Raw genomic sequence first — 16,972 nt, 5'->3', positions numbered from 1 at the left:
AATGCTTGGTATTGATAGATTCATGAGCGAATGCAGAGCGCTGACGAATGTGATCGGAAATTCAGTAGCGATGGTTGTGGTGGCCAACTGGGAAGCAGCTGGATAGAGAGCAGTTGCAGTACTGCCTTAATAACCCTCATAAGATTGAGGAAAAACTGGAAGTCTAATTAATTACTGTTGAAATGCATCAATACATCAGGAAGCTGTTATACGTGATTTGTATCTTGCTTATGTCCTGTACACAAAACACCAATAAGATCATGAAAGAAAACAATCCTGTGGTCTACTTTGAAATTCCTGTCACAGATCTGGAAAGGGCCCAAAAGTTTTACAGCCATGTATTTGGCTTCAGGTTTGAAAAAGAAATTATTGATGATTATGAAATGCTGCTGTTCCCTTTTGAAGAAACCGGAAGCGGGATTTCCGGGGCGCTGGCAAAAGGCGATGTCTACCAGCCGACCCAAAAAGGTGTTATCCTTTATTTCAGGACCCAGGACATTGATCTCACATTAGAAAAAGTCCTGGAGAAAGGAGGAAAAATCCTTTATCCTAAAACCCTTAATGAAAAACATGGTTTTGCAGTCGCAGAATTTGAAGATAGCGAAGGAAACCGCATTGCCATTCATCAGGCATTATAATCTCAGATCAGGATATTCAGGCTGGCCGGCTGGACTTTGACATGTATCGGAGATTTTATTTTGTTGAATTCCCCGTCAAGATGCCAATTTTTGGTATTTACTTTAAACTCTATTTCTGAAACCGGAAGATAGGTGACGTAATCATCATCTTTCAGCCGTTTTGTAAACATCCGGAATGCAAACAACGCGGAATATGTCAAAGGAAATTTTTTGACCAAAACCATATCGACCAGACCGTCACTTTTACTGGCTTTCGGGGCGATGTAGGCGTTATTGCCGAACTGCCGGGTATTGGCGATATTCAGCATCAGGTATTTCCCGTTATACTGATGATACTTTTCATCAAGGAATTTAACCTTGATGGGTTTATAATTAAAGAATGTTTTAAAGGAAACTTTGATGTAGTTTTTGAATCCGCGGTCTGTCTTTTCAAATTCTTTTACGACTTTACCATCGAAACCGGTACCGGAAACATTGATAGAAAGTTTGCCATTTACGGTAAAGGTATCTATTTTTCTTGATTTTCCAGACTGCAATTTACTGACCAGCTCATCCAGGTTCTTGCTGAAATTGTTTTCATTTGAAAATCCATTTCCCGAACCTGCAGGAAAGATCGCCAGAATTTTGGAAGTCCCGATCAGATACTGCGCCACCGTAGAAATCGTTCCGTCCCCTCCTACTGCAACAAAAATATCCACATGGCTAAAATGTTCCTGTATGAAATCATGGGTTCCGGCAATAGAATCTGAAATGTAATATAAAGGGTCTTTAATCTTTGATTTCAGCGCATTGAGAAACGGCTGGTAATTTCCTTTGGCTGAAAAAGGATTGATGATGAATGCGACATTGTTCATTATCACAAAAATAAAAAATGCTTCCGTAAAGGAAGCATTAAATATTATTTAAATTTCATTCTTTCCCGGAACGCGGGCGTAAGGGTTTTATCCAGTTCCTGCCAGGAAACCGGAATCGTTATATCACCGGCTGCGAAAGCTGCAATTTCGTACGGGCTGTAATGGAAATACAGGTTTTTATCATCAAAATAAAAATTATCCGTTGCCGGGATCACGTCTACCAGAAGCATTTCGGAATTGTTTATCTGTCCATTGTTGTCTGTGCTTCCGCTGCTGATCTTATCGATATTTTTGATCAGCAATGCTTGAAGGCTGCTGACCGGCATGGTGGTAATATCTTTCAGTTCCAGTTTTTTATTGTTTTTAAGGTCGAAAACACGTTCAAAAAAACCATAATTGCTATGGGCTCCGCCTTCATATGAACCCCAGGTATACTGGATATGCATAAAATCATTGGTGCGGGATTTCAGTCGCATAGCCGTATCAAGATACCATTTTTGCCCGAAATCTATGTCCGACAGGTAATCTTTGCTCTCTTTTCTTATTTTGTTGAAATAATCATCCTTACCCTTTTCAAGATAAGACTGAATGCCTTTTTTAGAAAAATCCTCCAGTCCCTTTCTGTCGAAATAAATGCTGTCGAGCAAGGTCTTATCCTGTAGGGAAGGAAATACCAGCAGCCTGGCAGAATACTGTACGGTAAGGGAATCCGCAATCTTTACGGAATCATTGATGGCTACGGAATCTACCCTGAAAGGTTCAGGTCTGGAAATCTCCGTTGCAGAGGCTATGCCTGATTTTTCATTTTTCTTACAGGCCGAAATAGTAAAGAGAGCAGCCAATGCTGCAGCTGCCAGCAGATTTTTCATAATTCTTATTTTAGGTACGTATGCAAAAACCATTCAAAAATGAATGGTTTTTAACATAATCTGAAAGCTTTTTTTATATCAGGTAAATCTTAGCGTCAGCAGTTTAACTCATTATGATTTCCTGATCAGGCTGATCACCTGGTTTTCGCTTTTGGAGGCTGTTCCCCAGATCTGTTTAAAGGCAGGGTAATATTCCTTAGGATAATCTGCACTCTTAACAGTCATTACAGAGGTTACCTCCAGCATATTGCCGTTTTGCTCTGCAGAATAGCTGTACTCTATTTCTTTATCCTGAGTGACGATTTTTTTGCTTTTAGGCATTTCTTCTATAGCGTAGCCTTCAGGGATTTCCAGTGTGATCTTTTTCACCTTGGTGAATGGGGAAATGAAATCAATCTGGTACTTTCTTTCATCAGTCTGGTCAAACTCATTTGAGTTTTTATTCAGGAACAGCATTGGATTGATGATGATTTTCTTCCCTACTTTGTCAATCAGGTTTTCGGATGAAAAGCTCATGCTGCTTTCAAAATCGCCATTATCCAATACTTTGGAGGTAATGCCGGTAAAGTCGAGTGCAAAGTTCTCTTTGTACTGCTTTTTGTAATTTTCCTGGTTATCATCGTAGTTTTCTTTGGCATACATCGCGTAAGTTCCTGTATCCCTGTCAGTATAAGTACCGGAAATGCTTCCATCCGGGTTTATTTTAGCAGTTGTGGTCAGGTAATTAAAACTCGGTTTACCGTTTACCATCTGGATCTGCTTTACATTTTCTTTAGCCATGAGGATGCCATATTGGTTCCAGTCTCTTGGCGGAAGCTGGTCTACGGAAGACTGTTTGGTGGTCGCATCATAAATATGCAGTTCACCGTTGACCTCAATAGCAGCAATCACCAGGTTCAGATTGGCTACATTGGGAGAAACCAGGTTAATCATGCCGTTATTGATGGTAGAAATCAGTACAGGATCAGCTTTGATACCCGCTTCACGCAGCAACATTACCAGGAACAGATTGATTTCCGCTGCATTACCGGTCTTGGTTTCCAGCATTTTTCTTATTCCGTCTTCTGTATAAATTCCACGGTTGTTGTTCCAGGTAAAGGCTTTCTGTACATAGTTGAATATGGCATTCGCCTTGTCCAGGTCATTTTTCATTCCTGCAATGGCGGCAGGCATATTATCTTTGGCCAACCTGTTTTTTTTCAGTTCTCCTCCGAAGTCTTCATCTTCGTACAGCCTCTTCCTGATCTGGTCCCATGATGAGGAATAGAGTTTAAGCTCACTGAAATTGGTGGAATGCAGCTCTGCACTTACTTTTGTTCTGTAATTACGGTCGTTTTTAACGAATTTTTCAACCTTGAAAGGCTTAAGGTTTTCGTAGGCAAAACGGTACGTCTTATAATCCATCCCATACAGGTTTTTATCTGCAATTTCCCTGTATTTTGGATTTAACGACCCGGTATAATTTACATTATAGGACATATTGATAGGATTGTCCAGTACATATTCCGTATAGATGGATGGCGTATCCATCTCAATGAGGAATTCAGGAATGGAATAGCTGAAAGGAGATTCTACTGTATATTGGTATTCGATTATGGAGCCGTCCTTGACATTAGGAAATGCGAATTTTGTTACCGTAACATTCTTATTTTCCTTGCTTTTATATTTGGAATTGTTCTCCACCTTGGTCTCTACTTTTACCCCGTTGTCCAGATTATAGGTGAATGCTTTGATCTTGCTGATGGTTTCCTGGTTTCCGCCATCACTATGATACAAAGGAATTTCAAGATTCAGCCAGTCTTCAGCCTTATCTTTCTGATAGATCTTCACCCGGTAAAAATAGCTTTTGGAAAGATATCCGGTACGGGAATCCATCTTATAATGTGCTGAACGGTACAGCACTTCCGCCGGAGCATTCTCATCCAGCAGGGATTTGGGTTTGGAAAGATCAGCATCATTAAACTTCGGAGGATCGAGGAACTCATGTTTTTGAGCCTTGACGAAAGTGATGGCAAGGGAGCCTACTGCTGCCCACAATATTTTTTTCATGGTTATATTTTTGAAATTAAAATTTTTGAATTATCATTTTTTAATGTCTTCTTCCTGAAGTTGATGTACTCATTGTATTTTTCTTTCGGATAAATACCTTTGTTGATCCTGATACTCCGCACAACTTTCAGCTCCTCCCCGTTGCGGACAAAATTCAGCTGGTAGCTTCCGAATTCAGAACTGAAACTGACATTCTCAGGAACCTCATCCAGCTTATAATGGGCAGGAACAGTAAATGTGATCTCATAATCATCCTGGAATGACTGCTGGAGCTCAAAAGGAAGCGTCCTCGACTCATCCGTTTTATAAATAACATTGGTAAAGATAGGGACAGCCCTGAACAGCATGCTGTTTCCTGCAGTTTTAGCATAATTCCCGGCTTTGAAGTCCAGTTCATACTTGGCAACGGCATTGTCCCTGTCATTAATGACGTTTTTCATCTCGATCTTATCAAAATTCAGAATATTCAGCCTTTCCCTGATGGCTTCATTCCGTTCTTTCGGTGAAAGGCCTGTAAAAGCTACGTTATAATCATATTGATTTCCGGTATAGGAGAACTGGCCTTCGCCGCTGATACTGTTGTCTTCGTTGATCCTTACTTTCAGGATCTGCTTTTCATTATTCTGCTCCGGCGGATATACGGGAGTATTGATCAGTTCTATGCCGTCTTTTCGGATCGAGAGCACATTCCTGTCTGTGGTGAAAGTGCTTAAATGGTTGAATGCCATCATCTGGCTCGTATTTTCCAGCCAAATGCTCCCCTTTTCTGTAGGAACCATGAGTATCACATGATTTCCGCCCATTTTCGGGAAGTCCGGATCGAAAGTAAGCTGTGAATCCCCTGAGTTGATCACACAGTAATAAGAAGGAATTCCTGCTTCCTCCAGCAATACTTTCATGTAGTTTGTAAGCCCCTTACAGTCTCCATAGCCTTTTTTGGATACTTCCTCCGGCTGCATCGGCTGCCATCCTCCAATTCCTAAAGCTACCGCAATATACCTGGTCTTAGACTGCATATACTGGTACAGCTTCTTGACTTTCTCTTCTGTAGACCCCTGTAAATGCAGTGCCGCTACTTCGGCTTTAACTGTAGGGGTCACGGTAGATACGGGCTGCAAAATACTGCTATAGTACCAGGCACCGAAATCCTTCCAGCTGCTGATACTCCCCTGCTTGCCCATCAGGTTGAACTTCGTTAATGCAAAGCTTACTTTAGGCAGGATTTTATCCGGCTGAGGCATTAAAAAAGTACCGTCAACCGCAGGAATATCTTTATAGGAATAGAGTTTATCCGCACTACTGCCGTTTTCAGCAACCTCAGCATAATTGTATTTTGAAGGATAAGTTTTGGTTTTAAGCTCTATTCCTGAATTGTTAATGACTCTCAGCTCCTTGCTTTCAACCGATGTGTTGGTTGTAGAAAACGGTACAAAATCCGGAATGAAGACCGTATTCTTATCTTTAAGCTGATAAGAAAATTCTATGGTGTAAGGATATTGTGTTGGAATATAGGATAGCGCCATAAAACGGTCATCCGAATAGAATATGCCATCCGGAGTATTGGCAAAATCACCAAAGTCTGATTTGGAGAATGATTTGATTTTCTTGCCGGCTTCATCATAGATGGTCACTTTTACATCTGAAATCTGGTCTCCTTTCTGATAGTTGATAACGGGAGTCGCCTGATCTTTACCGTCCTTATTCATCACGGTTCTTACTTTCTGGTACTGGTACCGTATTTCATCTACGCTGTTGATCTGGAGGGTGGTCAGGTCTTTCCGGATGACCAGGTTTGCGTTCTTTTTTAAGGGTTCAGGGATGGCCGAAGCGGGATAATTCTGAGCAAAATGTAAAGAAGCAATAGAGAGGGCTCCTATACAAAATATTTTCATCATAGTTACTAAAATTTTCCAAAAGTAATGAAATACTGAGAAATTGGAAAATTAATTTTTAATCATAAAAAAAAGCCTCCGTTAAAGAGGCTTTTATACATTATGTTTTGCTATCGATTAGGCATCAATATTGGCATATTTGGCATTTTTCTCAATGAATTCCCTTCTTGGCGGAACTTCATCTCCCATCAGCATAGAGAAGATACTGTCAGCCTCTACGGCATTATCAATGGTTACCTGCTTCAGGATCCTGTGTTCAGGATTCAGTGTGGTTTCCCAAAGCTGCTCAGGATTCATCTCTCCAAGACCTTTGTAACGCTGAACTTCCACTCCTTTTCCGTCCGGAGACATTTCCAGAGTGAATTCTTCACGCTCCTTTTCATTATATGCATATATCTTTTTATTCCCTTTCTTGAGGAGATACAAAGGCGGCTGAGCGATATAGATGTATCCGTTCTCAATAAGTTCCTTCATATACCTGAAGAAGAATGTAAGGATCAGCGTGGAGATGTGGGAACCATCGATATCGGCATCGGTCATGATGACAATTTTGTGATATCTTAATTTGGCCATATTCAGCGCTTTGCTGTCTTCTTCAGTTCCTACGGAAACACCTAGAGCGGTATAGATATTCTTGATTTCTTCATTATCATATACTTTATGAAGCATTGACTTCTCCACATTCAGGATCTTACCCCTTAAAGGAAGGATAGCCTGGAAGTGCCTGTCTCTCCCTTGTTTAGCGGTTCCACCTGCGGAATCACCCTCTACCAGGAAAAGTTCAGATATGGCAGGATCTTTGGAAGAACAGTCGGAAAGCTTACCCGGAAGTCCGGAACCTCCCATCGGGGATTTTCTTTGGACCATTTCACGGGCTTTTTTTGCGGCCTGTCTTGCCTTGGCTGCCAGTACTACCTTTTGTACGATCTGCTTGGCTTCCGTAGGGTTTTCTTCCAGGAAGTTAGACAGCATTTCCCCTACGATTTTATCTACAGCTCCTGAAACTTCAGAGTTTCCAAGTTTGGTTTTGGTCTGTCCTTCAAACTGAGGTTCCATTACTTTCACGGAAACCACGGCGGTCAATCCTTCTCTGAAGTCATCACCGGTGATGTCCACTTTTTCCTTCTGCGGAATCCCAAGGTCATCGGCATACTTTTTAAGTGTCCGGGTGAGTGCCCTTCTGAACCCTGCCAGGTGCGTTCCTCCTTCGTGCGTATTGATATTATTAACATACGAGTGCAGGTTTTCATTGAAAGAAGTGTTGTAACGCATCGCTACTTCAACCGGGATATCGTCACGCTCACCTTCCATAAAGATGACATTTTCCATGATGGATTCACGGTTTCCGTCGATATAGGCAACAAATTCCTTTAATCCTCCTTCAGAATGGAACACTTCTGTACGGAAAGATCCGTCTTCCAGTTGTTCCCTTTCATCTGTTAATGTAATGGTAATTCCTTTATTAAGATAAGAAAGTTCTCTTAAACGGCTTGCCAGCGTATCATAGTTGTACACCAATTCGGTAAAAATGGAATCATCCGGCTGGAAAAACTGCTTAGTTCCTCTCTTGTCGCTGTGTCCTATTTCCTCAACACCGGTTTGGGCTTTTCCTCTGGAATAAATCTGCTGATAGATATTGCCGTCACGGTAAACGGTAGTCACCATTTCGTTGGAAAGCGCATTCACACACGATACTCCAACCCCGTGAAGACCTCCTGAAACTTTGTAAGAATCTTTATCGAACTTACCTCCGGCCCCAATTTTTGTCATTACAACCTCAAGAGCGGATTTCTGTTCCTTTTCATGGAAGTCAACCGGAATACCTCTACCGTTATCGCTTACCTCAATCCCGTTCCCTTCCTTGATGCTGACGAAGATCGTATCGCAGTACCCTGCCAAAGCCTCATCAATAGAGTTATCCACTACTTCATAAACCAAATGGTGGAGGCCTCTTACGCCTACATCACCAATGTACATGGAAGGACGCATACGTACGTGCTCCATTCCTTCCAATGCCTGAATACTACTAGCTGTATATTGTTTCTGACTCATATAAAATATTAAAAATCCTGCTAAGTGCAAAGACCCACAAATATCGTGATTTTTTTCGAGGTATGAAAGTTAAAAAGTGTCAAAAAACAGGAGGAAAGAAACAGAATTATTCACTGTAATAAGGAAGGATGAATGCATTTTCCGCTAAACACAGGAACACGGATACTCCTGCACCGGATATGCTTTTAAAGGCATAAGAATTCAAAGGTAAGACAGATTTTGAAAACTCTTGCTGTCTTATATCATATCCCCTCTTATAATTTATCCGTAAATTGAGTACTTAAAAGTTGAGCGTATGGATGATTTTATTGCTGCCCGCGCCCAGATGGCCATGTCCTTGGGTTTTCACATTATCTTTTCATGTGTCGGGATGGTAATGCCGTTTTTAATGGCATTCGCACACTGGAAATACCTGAAAACGGGCAACGAAATTTACAAAGGTCTTACCAAAGCCTGGAGCAAAGGGGTAGCCATCCTTTTTGCTACCGGAGCGGTATCCGGGACCATGCTGTCTTTTGAGCTCGGCCTTTTATGGCCCCAATTCATGAAGCATGCAGGACCTATCTTCGGGATGCCGTTTTCCCTGGAAGGAACCGCTTTTTTTATTGAAGCCATTGCCATAGGCTTTTTCCTCTACGGATGGGACCGCTTCAACAAATGGTTCCACTGGTTCTGCGGATTTCTTGTAGGCATCAGCGGACTGGCATCCGGTATTCTGGTGGTTGCTGCCAATGCCTGGATGAACTCCCCTTCCGGATTTGATTACATCAACGGACAATACCTGAATATAGATCCTATAAAAGCCATGTTCAACGATGCCTGGTTTTCACAGGCACTTCATATGACAGTCGCTGCCTTCTGTGCTACCGGTTTTGCCGTAGCGGGAGTACATGCTTTCCTGATCATGCGCAGGAAAAACGTTGAATTCCATACCAAAGCGTTCAGGATTGCTGCCGGTTTTGCCATGATCGGAGCCTTCGGAGCACCTCTAACGGGTGATACTGCAGCAAAATCCGTTGCTGAAAGGCAACCCATCAAGCTTGCTGCTATGGAGGCACATTTTGAGACGGAAAAAGGAGCTGCTTTCGTGATCGGCGGAGTTCCGAATCAGCGAAAGGCAGAACTGAATTATGCGATTAAGATCCCCAAAATGCTCAGTTTTCTGGTAGCCAGTGATTTTAACGCTGAAGTAAAAGGACTGAAAGACTTCCCAAGGGATGAATGGCCACCGGTAGCCGTTGTCCATTATGCTTTTCAGATCATGATCTTTTTTGGCGTAGTGATGATCATTATCGGAATGATATACCTGTATGCGAGCTTTTTTAAGAAAGAGTGGCTGAATAAAACCTGGTTCCTGAAAACATTCCTGATTGCCACGCCTTTCGGGTATATGGCACTGGAAGCGGGCTGGACGGTAACCGAAGTCGGACGTCAGCCGTGGATCATCTACGGAATTATGAGAACAGTGGATGCAGTAACACCCATGCCAGGAATACAGTATTCATTCTACTTCTTCACCGCCATATTCGTTTCCCTGTCTTTTGTAATGGCATTCCTGCTGACTAGGCAGATTAAGATGGTACCTAAATTATATGACCCTACCGATCCTCAGTTCAACACTATTAAAAACAAAAAATTATGATTTATGTTGTCATAGGTTTTCTCTGGCTGTCCATCTGCCTCTATGTAATTTTAGGGGGAGCTGATTTCGGGGCAGGAATTGTGGAAATGTTCACCAAAAAAAAGAACCGCCACAAGACACAGATCATGATGTACGAATCAATCGCCCCGGTGTGGGAGGCCAATCATATGTGGCTGATTATTGCCATCGTTATTCTTTTTGTTGGTTTTCCTGAAGTCTATACTACACTGTCCACCTATCTTCATATTCCGCTGGTCCTGATGCTGATTGGCATCATCGCCAGAGGAACATCCTTTACGTTCAGGCATTATGATGCCGTGAAAGACCAGTGGCAGAAAGTATATACCCAGATTTTTTATCTCTCCAGCTTATTAACGCCGTTTTTTTTAGGACTAATCGCTGCTGCAACCATTTCAAGATCCATTCATCCGGACGCGAACAGCTTCCTGAAACTCTATATTTTCAGCTGGCTGAACTGGTTCGGCGTGGCTGTAGGCCTTTTTACGATTGCCATCTGCGCCTATGTTGCTTCGGTATTTGCCCTCCGGGAAGCGATAGACCGTATGGAACTGAAGCTGATGATCAAAAAATCAAAACAGACCATGGTGTTTGTAGTCATCACAGGGATTTTGGTTTTTATAACAGCATACATTTCCGATATTCCTTTGGTAATGTGGGTGTTCTCCAAACCTTTGGGAATCATGGCTACCGTTTTTGCAACGGTGTGCCTAGGACTGATCCTAAGAGCGATGCATACCGGAAAACTGCTTTCTGTAAGAGCTCTTGCAGGATTCCAGATCATTATGATCCTGGTAGCTGCCACATATCAGCATAATCCGAATATCATCCTGTTCGGGAATGGCCAGCATCTCTCCCTGCTAGAACATGTGGCCGCCCCTAAAACCATCAATGCATTGGGATGGGCTTTAATCTTAGGCTCTGTTTTTATCCTTCCGTTCCTGTTCTACCTGATGGTTTCATTCAGCAAACAAAGAAGATCTTTACTGAAAAAACCGTCGCGATGACGGTTTTTTTAGTCTATATCATGTGTTAGTTTTTAATTCCTTTTTTCACTGTTCCTTTACCGGATGCTGAAATTATTCTGATGAGGTAGTTGCCTTTAAGCAGAGATGAGGTATTTAGTTTTGAACCTTTTCCTGTCAGGACGATTTTTCCGCTTTCATCCAGGATTTCCACTTCTCTGATATCCGCATCAGACAACAGGATCAATTGTTCATTAAAAGGATTTTCAAATCTTATGGCATCTTTCTGATCTGTCCGTTCCTTTACAGATAATACGGGTTTTTGAATAATATACCTTGAAATATTGTTGTCATGCATCACGTAGAGGAAATTATCTTGTACAAACATAAACCTCAGCGTTGTATATGAAGTGCCTGGCAGAGGATAAAAGGTACTGTTATTGACGGTCAGATTACCGCCATTCAAAGAATAGCAGGCAATTCCCAGATCCTGGGAATAAGTTTCCGCAGGAACCAGAATCACATCATTGTATACGAGAGGTTCGGTATCCTGTGCCGAGTAAGAAGTCCCGTTGTACAGAAATGATTTATCCGTGGTAATCACACCACTGCCTCCCACAGTCTGGTCAAGCATTCCCTGGCCGTCTGTCTTTGTAAAGTACAGATTGTTGCTACCGGTAAATTTATTGATAAAAGAGCCATCAGCCAGAGCTGTCCTTACGCTGGTTGCATAAGCGGCAGATACCGGAAGAACCAAATTTCTTACCTGAGCATAGCCGCCCTGTCCATACGAAGCATCCAAATTACCGGTAGCCACACTTACTTTCCGGATATTGGACAGCCCCGCTGATGGAGATATAAATTCATACACGGCCTGGTCTTTATTGAAAAAGAATTCATAATGGCTATTTCCGCTGGGATCTCCGGCAACTGAAGCATCAGTATTTACAGAACCGTTAGTCCCGTAAGAAGTATCAGGGTTGCCGCTTGGAAGGAATTTACTGAATGCATTATCCCCTCGAAAGAAAATCTTACCATCCGGAAATACAATTTTGTAATTCCAGTCCGTATTCTGCATGTCCACATTAGAAAATCCGGTATCTTCCTGGCCAGTGGAAAGGTATTTCTGGTTTCCGGTGGTATAGAAAAAATCATTATTGGCATAAAAATAATAGGCTTCAAACACCGGAATCACCACATTTCCATTGGTGCCGAATGTTGTATCGGGAGAACCGTCTGTATTCAGTCTGGTAAACTGGGTGAAAGAACTGTTGTCCGCATGGTAGCTGACAAAAATTTTGTTTCCCTGAAAGGTGGAGTGAATGCGTGGAATCAATAACAACCAGTCATTGGGTGAAGAAGATCCTAAACCGCTTACGGTTCCGTTGTTTCCGAATGAAGTGTCTTTAGTAATGGTAATCTGGGCATTAGCTATAGAAAAAGCCAATACCAAAAAGGTAAATGTTTTTTTCATTGATTGTGTTTTTTATAATCACAAATGTACAAATTAATTTAGATTTTGAAAATAACATGTACTAACACGTGAGACTCTTTATATAAGACTACATTGCAAAAGCTTTTTAACACTTTAGAATAGTAAGAGACATCTTTGAAAACAGAAGAGCACATGAGTTTTGCAAAATCTGCGATTTTATCCTTAAGGAGAATAAAAGATATCTTATCTGATTAGATTACAGCACAAAACAGAAAACCACAAAAAAACCTCTGCAAAATTGCAGAGGTATATATCAATGATCAATAGAAGTATCTGTATTATGCCAGCTTCATCAAAAGGTGGTCATCAGTCTTTTCTACCTTCACCAGGTTATTTTTGGTCAGTACCTTTGAAGCTTTGTCCCATTTTTTACCGGACAGCTGGCTTCTTTCTTTAACCTCTGCCAATGAAAAAGGCTCCTCCCGGGAATTGAGGATCTCAAGGATTACTTTTTCATCTTCTCCCAGCTCAATTTGAGGAACGGCTTTTTCCGGTTTCATTTGTGGGAAGAACAGCACTTCCTGGATGGAAGCATTGTTGGTAAGGAACATGATCAGACGGTCCATTCCGATTCCTAAACCGGATGTCGGCGGCATTCCGTACTCCAGTGCTCTCAGGAAATCCTCATCAATGAACTGGCCTGCTTCGTCATCTCCTTTTTCAGATAATTTCAGCTGGTCTTCAAAACGTTCCCTCTGATCGATCGGGTCATTCAGCTCAGAATAGGCATTGGCGATTTCCTTACCGCACACCATCAGTTCAAAACGCTCGGTAAGCCCTTCTTTGCTTCGGTGTTTTTTGGTTAACGGAGACATTTCCACCGGATAATCCGTAATGAATGTCGGCTGGATAAAGTTCCCTTCACATTTCTCCCCGAAAATCTCGTCGATCAGCTTTCCTTTCCCCATGGTTTCGTTCACATCAATGCCAATTGACTTGGCAAAATCGAACAGTTCCTGCTCTGTTTTCCCGGTAATATCAAAACCGGTAAACTTCAGGATTGCATCGGTCATGGAAATCCTCTGGTACGGTGCTTTGAAATCCACTTCATATTCACCGAAAGTTGCTTTGGTAGTCCCGTTAACCTGTACGGCACAGAATTCCAGCAGCTTTTCAGTGAAATCCATCATCCAGTTGTAGTCTTTATAAGCTACATAGATTTCCATAGCGGTAAATTCAGGGTTATGGGTCCTGTCCATCCCTTCATTCCTGAAGTTTTTGGAAAACTCATACACACCGTCGAAACCACCTACGATCAGCCTTTTCAGATATAATTCGTTGGCAATTCTTAAATATAATGGGATATCTAATGCATTATGATGGGTAATGAACGGCCTTGCAGCAGCTCCTCCGGGAATAGACTGCAGGATCGGCGTTTCCACTTCAAAATAACCGGCATCATTAAAGAAGGTCCTCATGGCATTGAAAAGCTTGGTCCTTTTCACGAAGACTTCTTTTACCTGAGGGTTAACCGTTAAATCCACATAACGCTGTCTGTATCTTAGCTCAGGATCGTTAAATGCATCGTATACAACGCCATTTTCATCAGTTCTCGGTTGTGGAAGCGGGCGCAGTGACTTTGTAAGAAGGGTAAAGTTCTTTACCATTACCGTCATTTCCCCTACCTGTGTTTTGAATAGTTCACCTTCAATACCAATGATATCACCGATGTCCAGAAGATGTTTGTACACTTCATTATATAAAGTCTTGTCTTCTCCGGTACAGATTTCATCTCTGTTAAAATACACCTGAATCTTTCCTTTGGAATCCTGCAATTCGGCAAAAGAAGCTTTCCCCTGTATCCTTCTGGACATCAGTCTCCCGGCAATCTTAACCTGTTTATTATCAGCGAAATCCTGTTTTATAGATTCTGTAGTATCTGTGATGGTATACTCATCGGCAGGGAAAGCGTTGATCCCCATTTCAGTCAGCTTGGACAGCTTTTCTCTTCGGATTATTTCCTGTTCTGATAATTGCATTTTTCTGTATTTCAATAACGTGCAAAGATAAGGGTTTTTCAGGGTATGAGGCAAAAAAAATTCCGCTCCTTACACAACAAAATGCTGCCCCATATATGGAACAGCATTTATTCTTTTGCGACCGTGAAAGTTTATTTGTTTTTCAGGGTAAGGATATATCCTACCATCTTCTTTGCATCTTCTTTGGAAATCTGCTGATGAGGCGGCATAGGTACACTCCCCCATACTCCGCTTCCCCCTTCAATGATCTTGGAGGCCAGCAGTTCCATATCCTTTTCCGTATATTTCCCGGCAATTTCCCGGTAGGAAGGTCCGATCATCCTTTCATCCACAGCGTGGCAACCCGAGCAATCCAGCGTCTGGATCATCTGTTCCCCGGAAAGCTGGGTAACCTTTTGCTCGGATTGCCCTGACCCTTCCGTAGATTGCACGGCCGTATTTTCTTTTTTAGAACAGGACGCTATTAGTAACCCAATGCATCCTGTTAAAAACAGTTTTTTCATTATTTTGCTGCTGTAGAATCTTTTTTGGCAGCAGCAGTAGCGGTTGATGCAGGTGCTGTAGCTGTGGCAGCCGGTGTATCTGCCTTTTTAGCAGTAGAATCGGTTACTGTTGGCGCTTCAGGTTCTTCCAGCATCGTGTTGCTGTCCTGTAGGGAATGATCGGTTTTCTTAGAGCAGTTGATCATGAATAAGCTTGCTATAAATGCGGCGGCTAATACTTTTTTCATTATTTTTCTATATTATTTAAGCAAAAATATAAAAAATAAATTTCAGGTTATGACAAATCCTGATTTTTTCAGGCTTCTGCCCCTTTAATAGTATGATAAAGGTTAAGCTTTAATAATTTTTTCCTTTTTTTATCCTTCGTATTAAAAAAATATTTACATTTGTCCCATGAATCAGATCAGCAACAATAACTGGTGGTGGCTTTCAAACTCTTCGTCGGGTCTGGAAGTATTGTTATGTTGTTAACGCAAGACAAAAATAATATAAGCATATAAAGACTTTGACGGATACCGTTGAAGTCTTTTTTTTATTTAAAAATTTAAACAAGTACAGATGTTCCACAAAAAAATCAAAATAAAAACCGTTTCAAAAAAAACACTCGGAGACCTCCAGACTCCCATGAACATTTACCTTCAGGTAAGGGATCATTTCAGGGATACCGTACTGCTGGAAAGTTCGGATTCAAGGAATGCAGAGCACAACTTCTCGTATATCGGCATCAATGCCATCGCCGGAATTGAGATCAGGTCACTGAAAGAATACGAAGTGAAACTTCCTCTGGAAGAACCGGTAAAACAGTCGCTGGAAGGTCATTCCGTTACGGATATATTCAGCAACTTCTGTCAGATCTTTGAATGTGAAAAAGCAAAGGACGCGGTAGAGGAAACTGCCCAAAGCGTATTCGGGTATACCAGTTTTGATGCCGTACAGCTCTTTGAAAAAATCACTTTTAAGGCGCAGAGCCCGGAGGTGGAGATTCCACTGCTCAGGTATCGCCTTTATCAGTATGTCATTGCTATTAATCATTATAATGATGAAATGCATTTTATTGAAAACCGCATCGAAGGTGTCCACTCCGAACTTTATCTCCTGGAAAGCCTCATCAAAAACAGGAATCCTGTGATCTATCCTTTCGGAAAAGCCGGTTCCGAAACTTCCAACCTTACAGATGAAGAATATATAGCGCTGGTAAAAACAGCCCAGAAGCATTGTATGAGAGGTGATGTATTCCAGCTGGTACTCAGCAGGAGGTTTCAGCAGAAGTTTACCGGTGACGAATTCAATGTATACCGCGCTTTGCGGAATATCAACCCTTCCCCTTACCTCTTTTTCTTCGACTATGGCAATTACAGGCTGTTTGGTTCCAGTCCGGAAAGCCAGCTAATTATTAAAAATAACCAGGCAGTGATCCATCCGATTGCCGGGACATTCAAAAGAACAGGACATCTGGAAACTGACCTGAAGGCTATTGAAACCTTAAAAAAGGATCCAAAAGAAAATGCAGAGCATACCATGCTGGTGGACCTGGCCAGAAATGACCTCGGAAAGCTGGGTAAAAATGTAACCGTTACGAAACTGAAAGAAATCCAGCTGTTTTCACACGTTATTCACATGGTAAGCGAAGTCACTGCTGATCTTCCGGAGGGCATTCAGCCTTTTGAGATGGTATCTGCCACTTTCCCTCAGGGTACTTTAAGCGGGGCTCCGAAGCATAAAGCGCTTCAGCTGATTGATGCGTATGAAAAAGATTCCAGGGGATACTATGGGGGCTGCATCGGGATGATCGGCCTGAACGGTACCTGCAACCAGGCCATTATGATCAGGACGTTCCTGAGTAAGAACAATACGCTGTATTATCAGGCAGGAGCAGGCCTTGTAGCCCACTCGGTGCCTGAAAACGAACTTCAGGAAGTCAATAACAAACTGAATGCCCTGAAGAAAGCAGTGGAAAAAGCAGAGAAAATAGTAGATTAACCTACCTTTAATTGCTTGTACCCCATCCATTACTCC

General features: G+C 42.0%; 13 protein-coding genes. 4 read left to right on the top strand and 9 right to left on the bottom strand.

Annotated elements, in window-relative coordinates; translation table 11 throughout:
* The first annotated feature begins 230 nt into the window (after nt 1-230).
* Nucleotides 231-638 carry a VOC family protein gene (locus QE404_RS03740; protein WP_307446666.1) on the top strand — a complete coding sequence of 136 codons (408 nt, stop codon included), beginning with the start codon at nt 231-233 and terminating at the stop codon, nt 636-638.
* 2 nt (nt 639-640) lie between these two features.
* Here the strand turns inward: QE404_RS03740 and QE404_RS03735 are convergent, their stop codons facing one another.
* From QE404_RS03735 to gyrB, 5 genes are all read right to left on the bottom strand, one after another.
* Entirely contained in the window at nt 641-1,492 is an 852-nt protein-coding gene (locus QE404_RS03735) for a diacylglycerol/lipid kinase family protein (RefSeq protein ID WP_307446663.1), read from the bottom strand.
* A gap of 44 nt (nt 1,493-1,536) precedes the next feature.
* Complete coding sequence (locus QE404_RS03730) at nt 1,537-2,361, bottom strand: DUF3298 and DUF4163 domain-containing protein (RefSeq protein ID WP_307446660.1); 825 nt, start codon at nt 2,359-2,361, stop codon at nt 1,537-1,539.
* A 111-nt stretch (nt 2,362-2,472) separates the two neighbouring features.
* The gene (locus QE404_RS03725) at nt 2,473-4,410 is read right to left on the bottom strand and encodes a transglutaminase-like domain-containing protein (RefSeq protein WP_307446659.1); all 1,938 of its coding nucleotides are present in this window, start codon (nt 4,408-4,410) and stop codon (nt 2,473-2,475) included.
* A gap of 2 nt (nt 4,411-4,412) precedes the next feature.
* Nucleotides 4,413-6,305 carry a DUF3857 domain-containing protein gene (locus QE404_RS03720; protein ID WP_307446656.1) on the bottom strand — a complete coding sequence of 631 codons (1,893 nt, stop codon included), beginning with the start codon at nt 6,303-6,305 and terminating at the stop codon, nt 4,413-4,415.
* Nucleotides 6,306-6,419: 114 nt separating this feature from the next.
* Complete coding sequence (gene gyrB / locus QE404_RS03715; protein WP_307446654.1) at nt 6,420-8,354, bottom strand: DNA topoisomerase (ATP-hydrolyzing) subunit B; 1,935 nt, start codon at nt 8,352-8,354, stop codon at nt 6,420-6,422.
* Nucleotides 8,355-8,649: 295 nt separating this feature from the next.
* Here gyrB and QE404_RS03710 point away from each other — a divergent pair, with 295 nt between their 5' ends.
* Together QE404_RS03710 and QE404_RS03705 are read left to right on the top strand one after the other, a co-directional pair.
* The gene (locus QE404_RS03710; protein ID WP_307446650.1) at nt 8,650-9,996 is read left to right on the top strand and encodes a cytochrome ubiquinol oxidase subunit I; all 1,347 of its coding nucleotides are present in this window, start codon (nt 8,650-8,652) and stop codon (nt 9,994-9,996) included.
* Complete coding sequence (locus QE404_RS03705) at nt 9,993-11,021, top strand: cytochrome d ubiquinol oxidase subunit II (protein ID WP_307446647.1); 1,029 nt, start codon at nt 9,993-9,995, stop codon at nt 11,019-11,021. The genes QE404_RS03710 and QE404_RS03705 overlap by 4 nt, the downstream gene beginning before the upstream one ends.
* A gap of 25 nt (nt 11,022-11,046) precedes the next feature.
* Here QE404_RS03705 and QE404_RS03700 read toward each other — a convergent pair whose 3' ends face one another.
* The 4 genes from QE404_RS03700 to QE404_RS03685 form a co-directional block, all read right to left on the bottom strand.
* Nucleotides 11,047-12,453, bottom strand: coding sequence for a T9SS type A sorting domain-containing protein (locus QE404_RS03700; RefSeq protein ID WP_307446645.1), 1,407 nt, complete (start codon nt 12,451-12,453; stop codon nt 11,047-11,049).
* A 299-nt stretch (nt 12,454-12,752) separates the two neighbouring features.
* Entirely contained in the window at nt 12,753-14,453 is a 1,701-nt protein-coding gene (lysS, locus tag QE404_RS03695; RefSeq protein ID WP_307446643.1) for a lysine--tRNA ligase, read from the bottom strand.
* 131 nt (nt 14,454-14,584) lie between these two features.
* The gene (locus QE404_RS03690) at nt 14,585-14,956 is read right to left on the bottom strand and encodes a c-type cytochrome (protein ID WP_307446640.1); all 372 of its coding nucleotides are present in this window, start codon (nt 14,954-14,956) and stop codon (nt 14,585-14,587) included.
* Entirely contained in the window at nt 14,956-15,183 is a 228-nt protein-coding gene (locus QE404_RS03685) for a hypothetical protein (protein ID WP_307446637.1), read from the bottom strand. Before QE404_RS03685 ends, QE404_RS03690 begins: the two co-directional genes overlap by 1 nt.
* A gap of 331 nt (nt 15,184-15,514) precedes the next feature.
* On the opposite strand from QE404_RS03685, the gene QE404_RS03680 reads away from it, so the two are divergent.
* Nucleotides 15,515-16,936 carry an anthranilate synthase component I family protein gene (locus QE404_RS03680; protein WP_307446635.1) on the top strand — a complete coding sequence of 474 codons (1,422 nt, stop codon included), beginning with the start codon at nt 15,515-15,517 and terminating at the stop codon, nt 16,934-16,936.
* The last annotated feature ends 36 nt before the right edge of the window (nt 16,937-16,972 follow it).

The sequence above is a fragment of the Chryseobacterium camelliae genome, from assembly GCF_030818575.1.
Lineage (GTDB): Bacteria > Bacteroidota > Bacteroidia > Flavobacteriales > Weeksellaceae > Chryseobacterium > Chryseobacterium camelliae_A.
The sequence above is the reverse complement of the archived record's forward strand: the minus strand, read 5'-3'. Positions and strand labels throughout refer to the sequence as shown.

What these genes read in the sequence shown, in the direction of transcription:
- QE404_RS03740 (WP_307446666.1), top strand. Translation starts at nt 231, where the DNA reads ATGTCCTGTACACAAAACACCAATAAGATCATGAAAGAAAACAATCCT.
- QE404_RS03735 (WP_307446663.1), bottom strand. Translation starts at nt 1,492, where the DNA reads ATGAACAATGTCGCATTCATCATCAATCCTTTTTCAGCCAAAGGAAAT.
- QE404_RS03730 (WP_307446660.1), bottom strand. Translation starts at nt 2,361, where the DNA reads ATGAAAAATCTGCTGGCAGCTGCAGCATTGGCTGCTCTCTTTACTATT.
- QE404_RS03725 (WP_307446659.1), bottom strand. Translation starts at nt 4,410, where the DNA reads ATGAAAAAAATATTGTGGGCAGCAGTAGGCTCCCTTGCCATCACTTTC.
- QE404_RS03720 (WP_307446656.1), bottom strand. Translation starts at nt 6,305, where the DNA reads ATGATGAAAATATTTTGTATAGGAGCCCTCTCTATTGCTTCTTTACAT.
- gyrB (WP_307446654.1), bottom strand. Translation starts at nt 8,354, where the DNA reads ATGAGTCAGAAACAATATACAGCTAGTAGTATTCAGGCATTGGAAGGA.
- QE404_RS03710 (WP_307446650.1), top strand. Translation starts at nt 8,650, where the DNA reads ATGGATGATTTTATTGCTGCCCGCGCCCAGATGGCCATGTCCTTGGGT.
- QE404_RS03705 (WP_307446647.1), top strand. Translation starts at nt 9,993, where the DNA reads ATGATTTATGTTGTCATAGGTTTTCTCTGGCTGTCCATCTGCCTCTAT.
- QE404_RS03700 (WP_307446645.1), bottom strand. Translation starts at nt 12,453, where the DNA reads ATGAAAAAAACATTTACCTTTTTGGTATTGGCTTTTTCTATAGCTAAT.
- lysS (WP_307446643.1), bottom strand. Translation starts at nt 14,453, where the DNA reads ATGCAATTATCAGAACAGGAAATAATCCGAAGAGAAAAGCTGTCCAAG.
- QE404_RS03690 (WP_307446640.1), bottom strand. Translation starts at nt 14,956, where the DNA reads ATGAAAAAACTGTTTTTAACAGGATGCATTGGGTTACTAATAGCGTCC.
- QE404_RS03685 (WP_307446637.1), bottom strand. Translation starts at nt 15,183, where the DNA reads ATGAAAAAAGTATTAGCCGCCGCATTTATAGCAAGCTTATTCATGATC.
- QE404_RS03680 (WP_307446635.1), top strand. Translation starts at nt 15,515, where the DNA reads ATGTTCCACAAAAAAATCAAAATAAAAACCGTTTCAAAAAAAACACTC.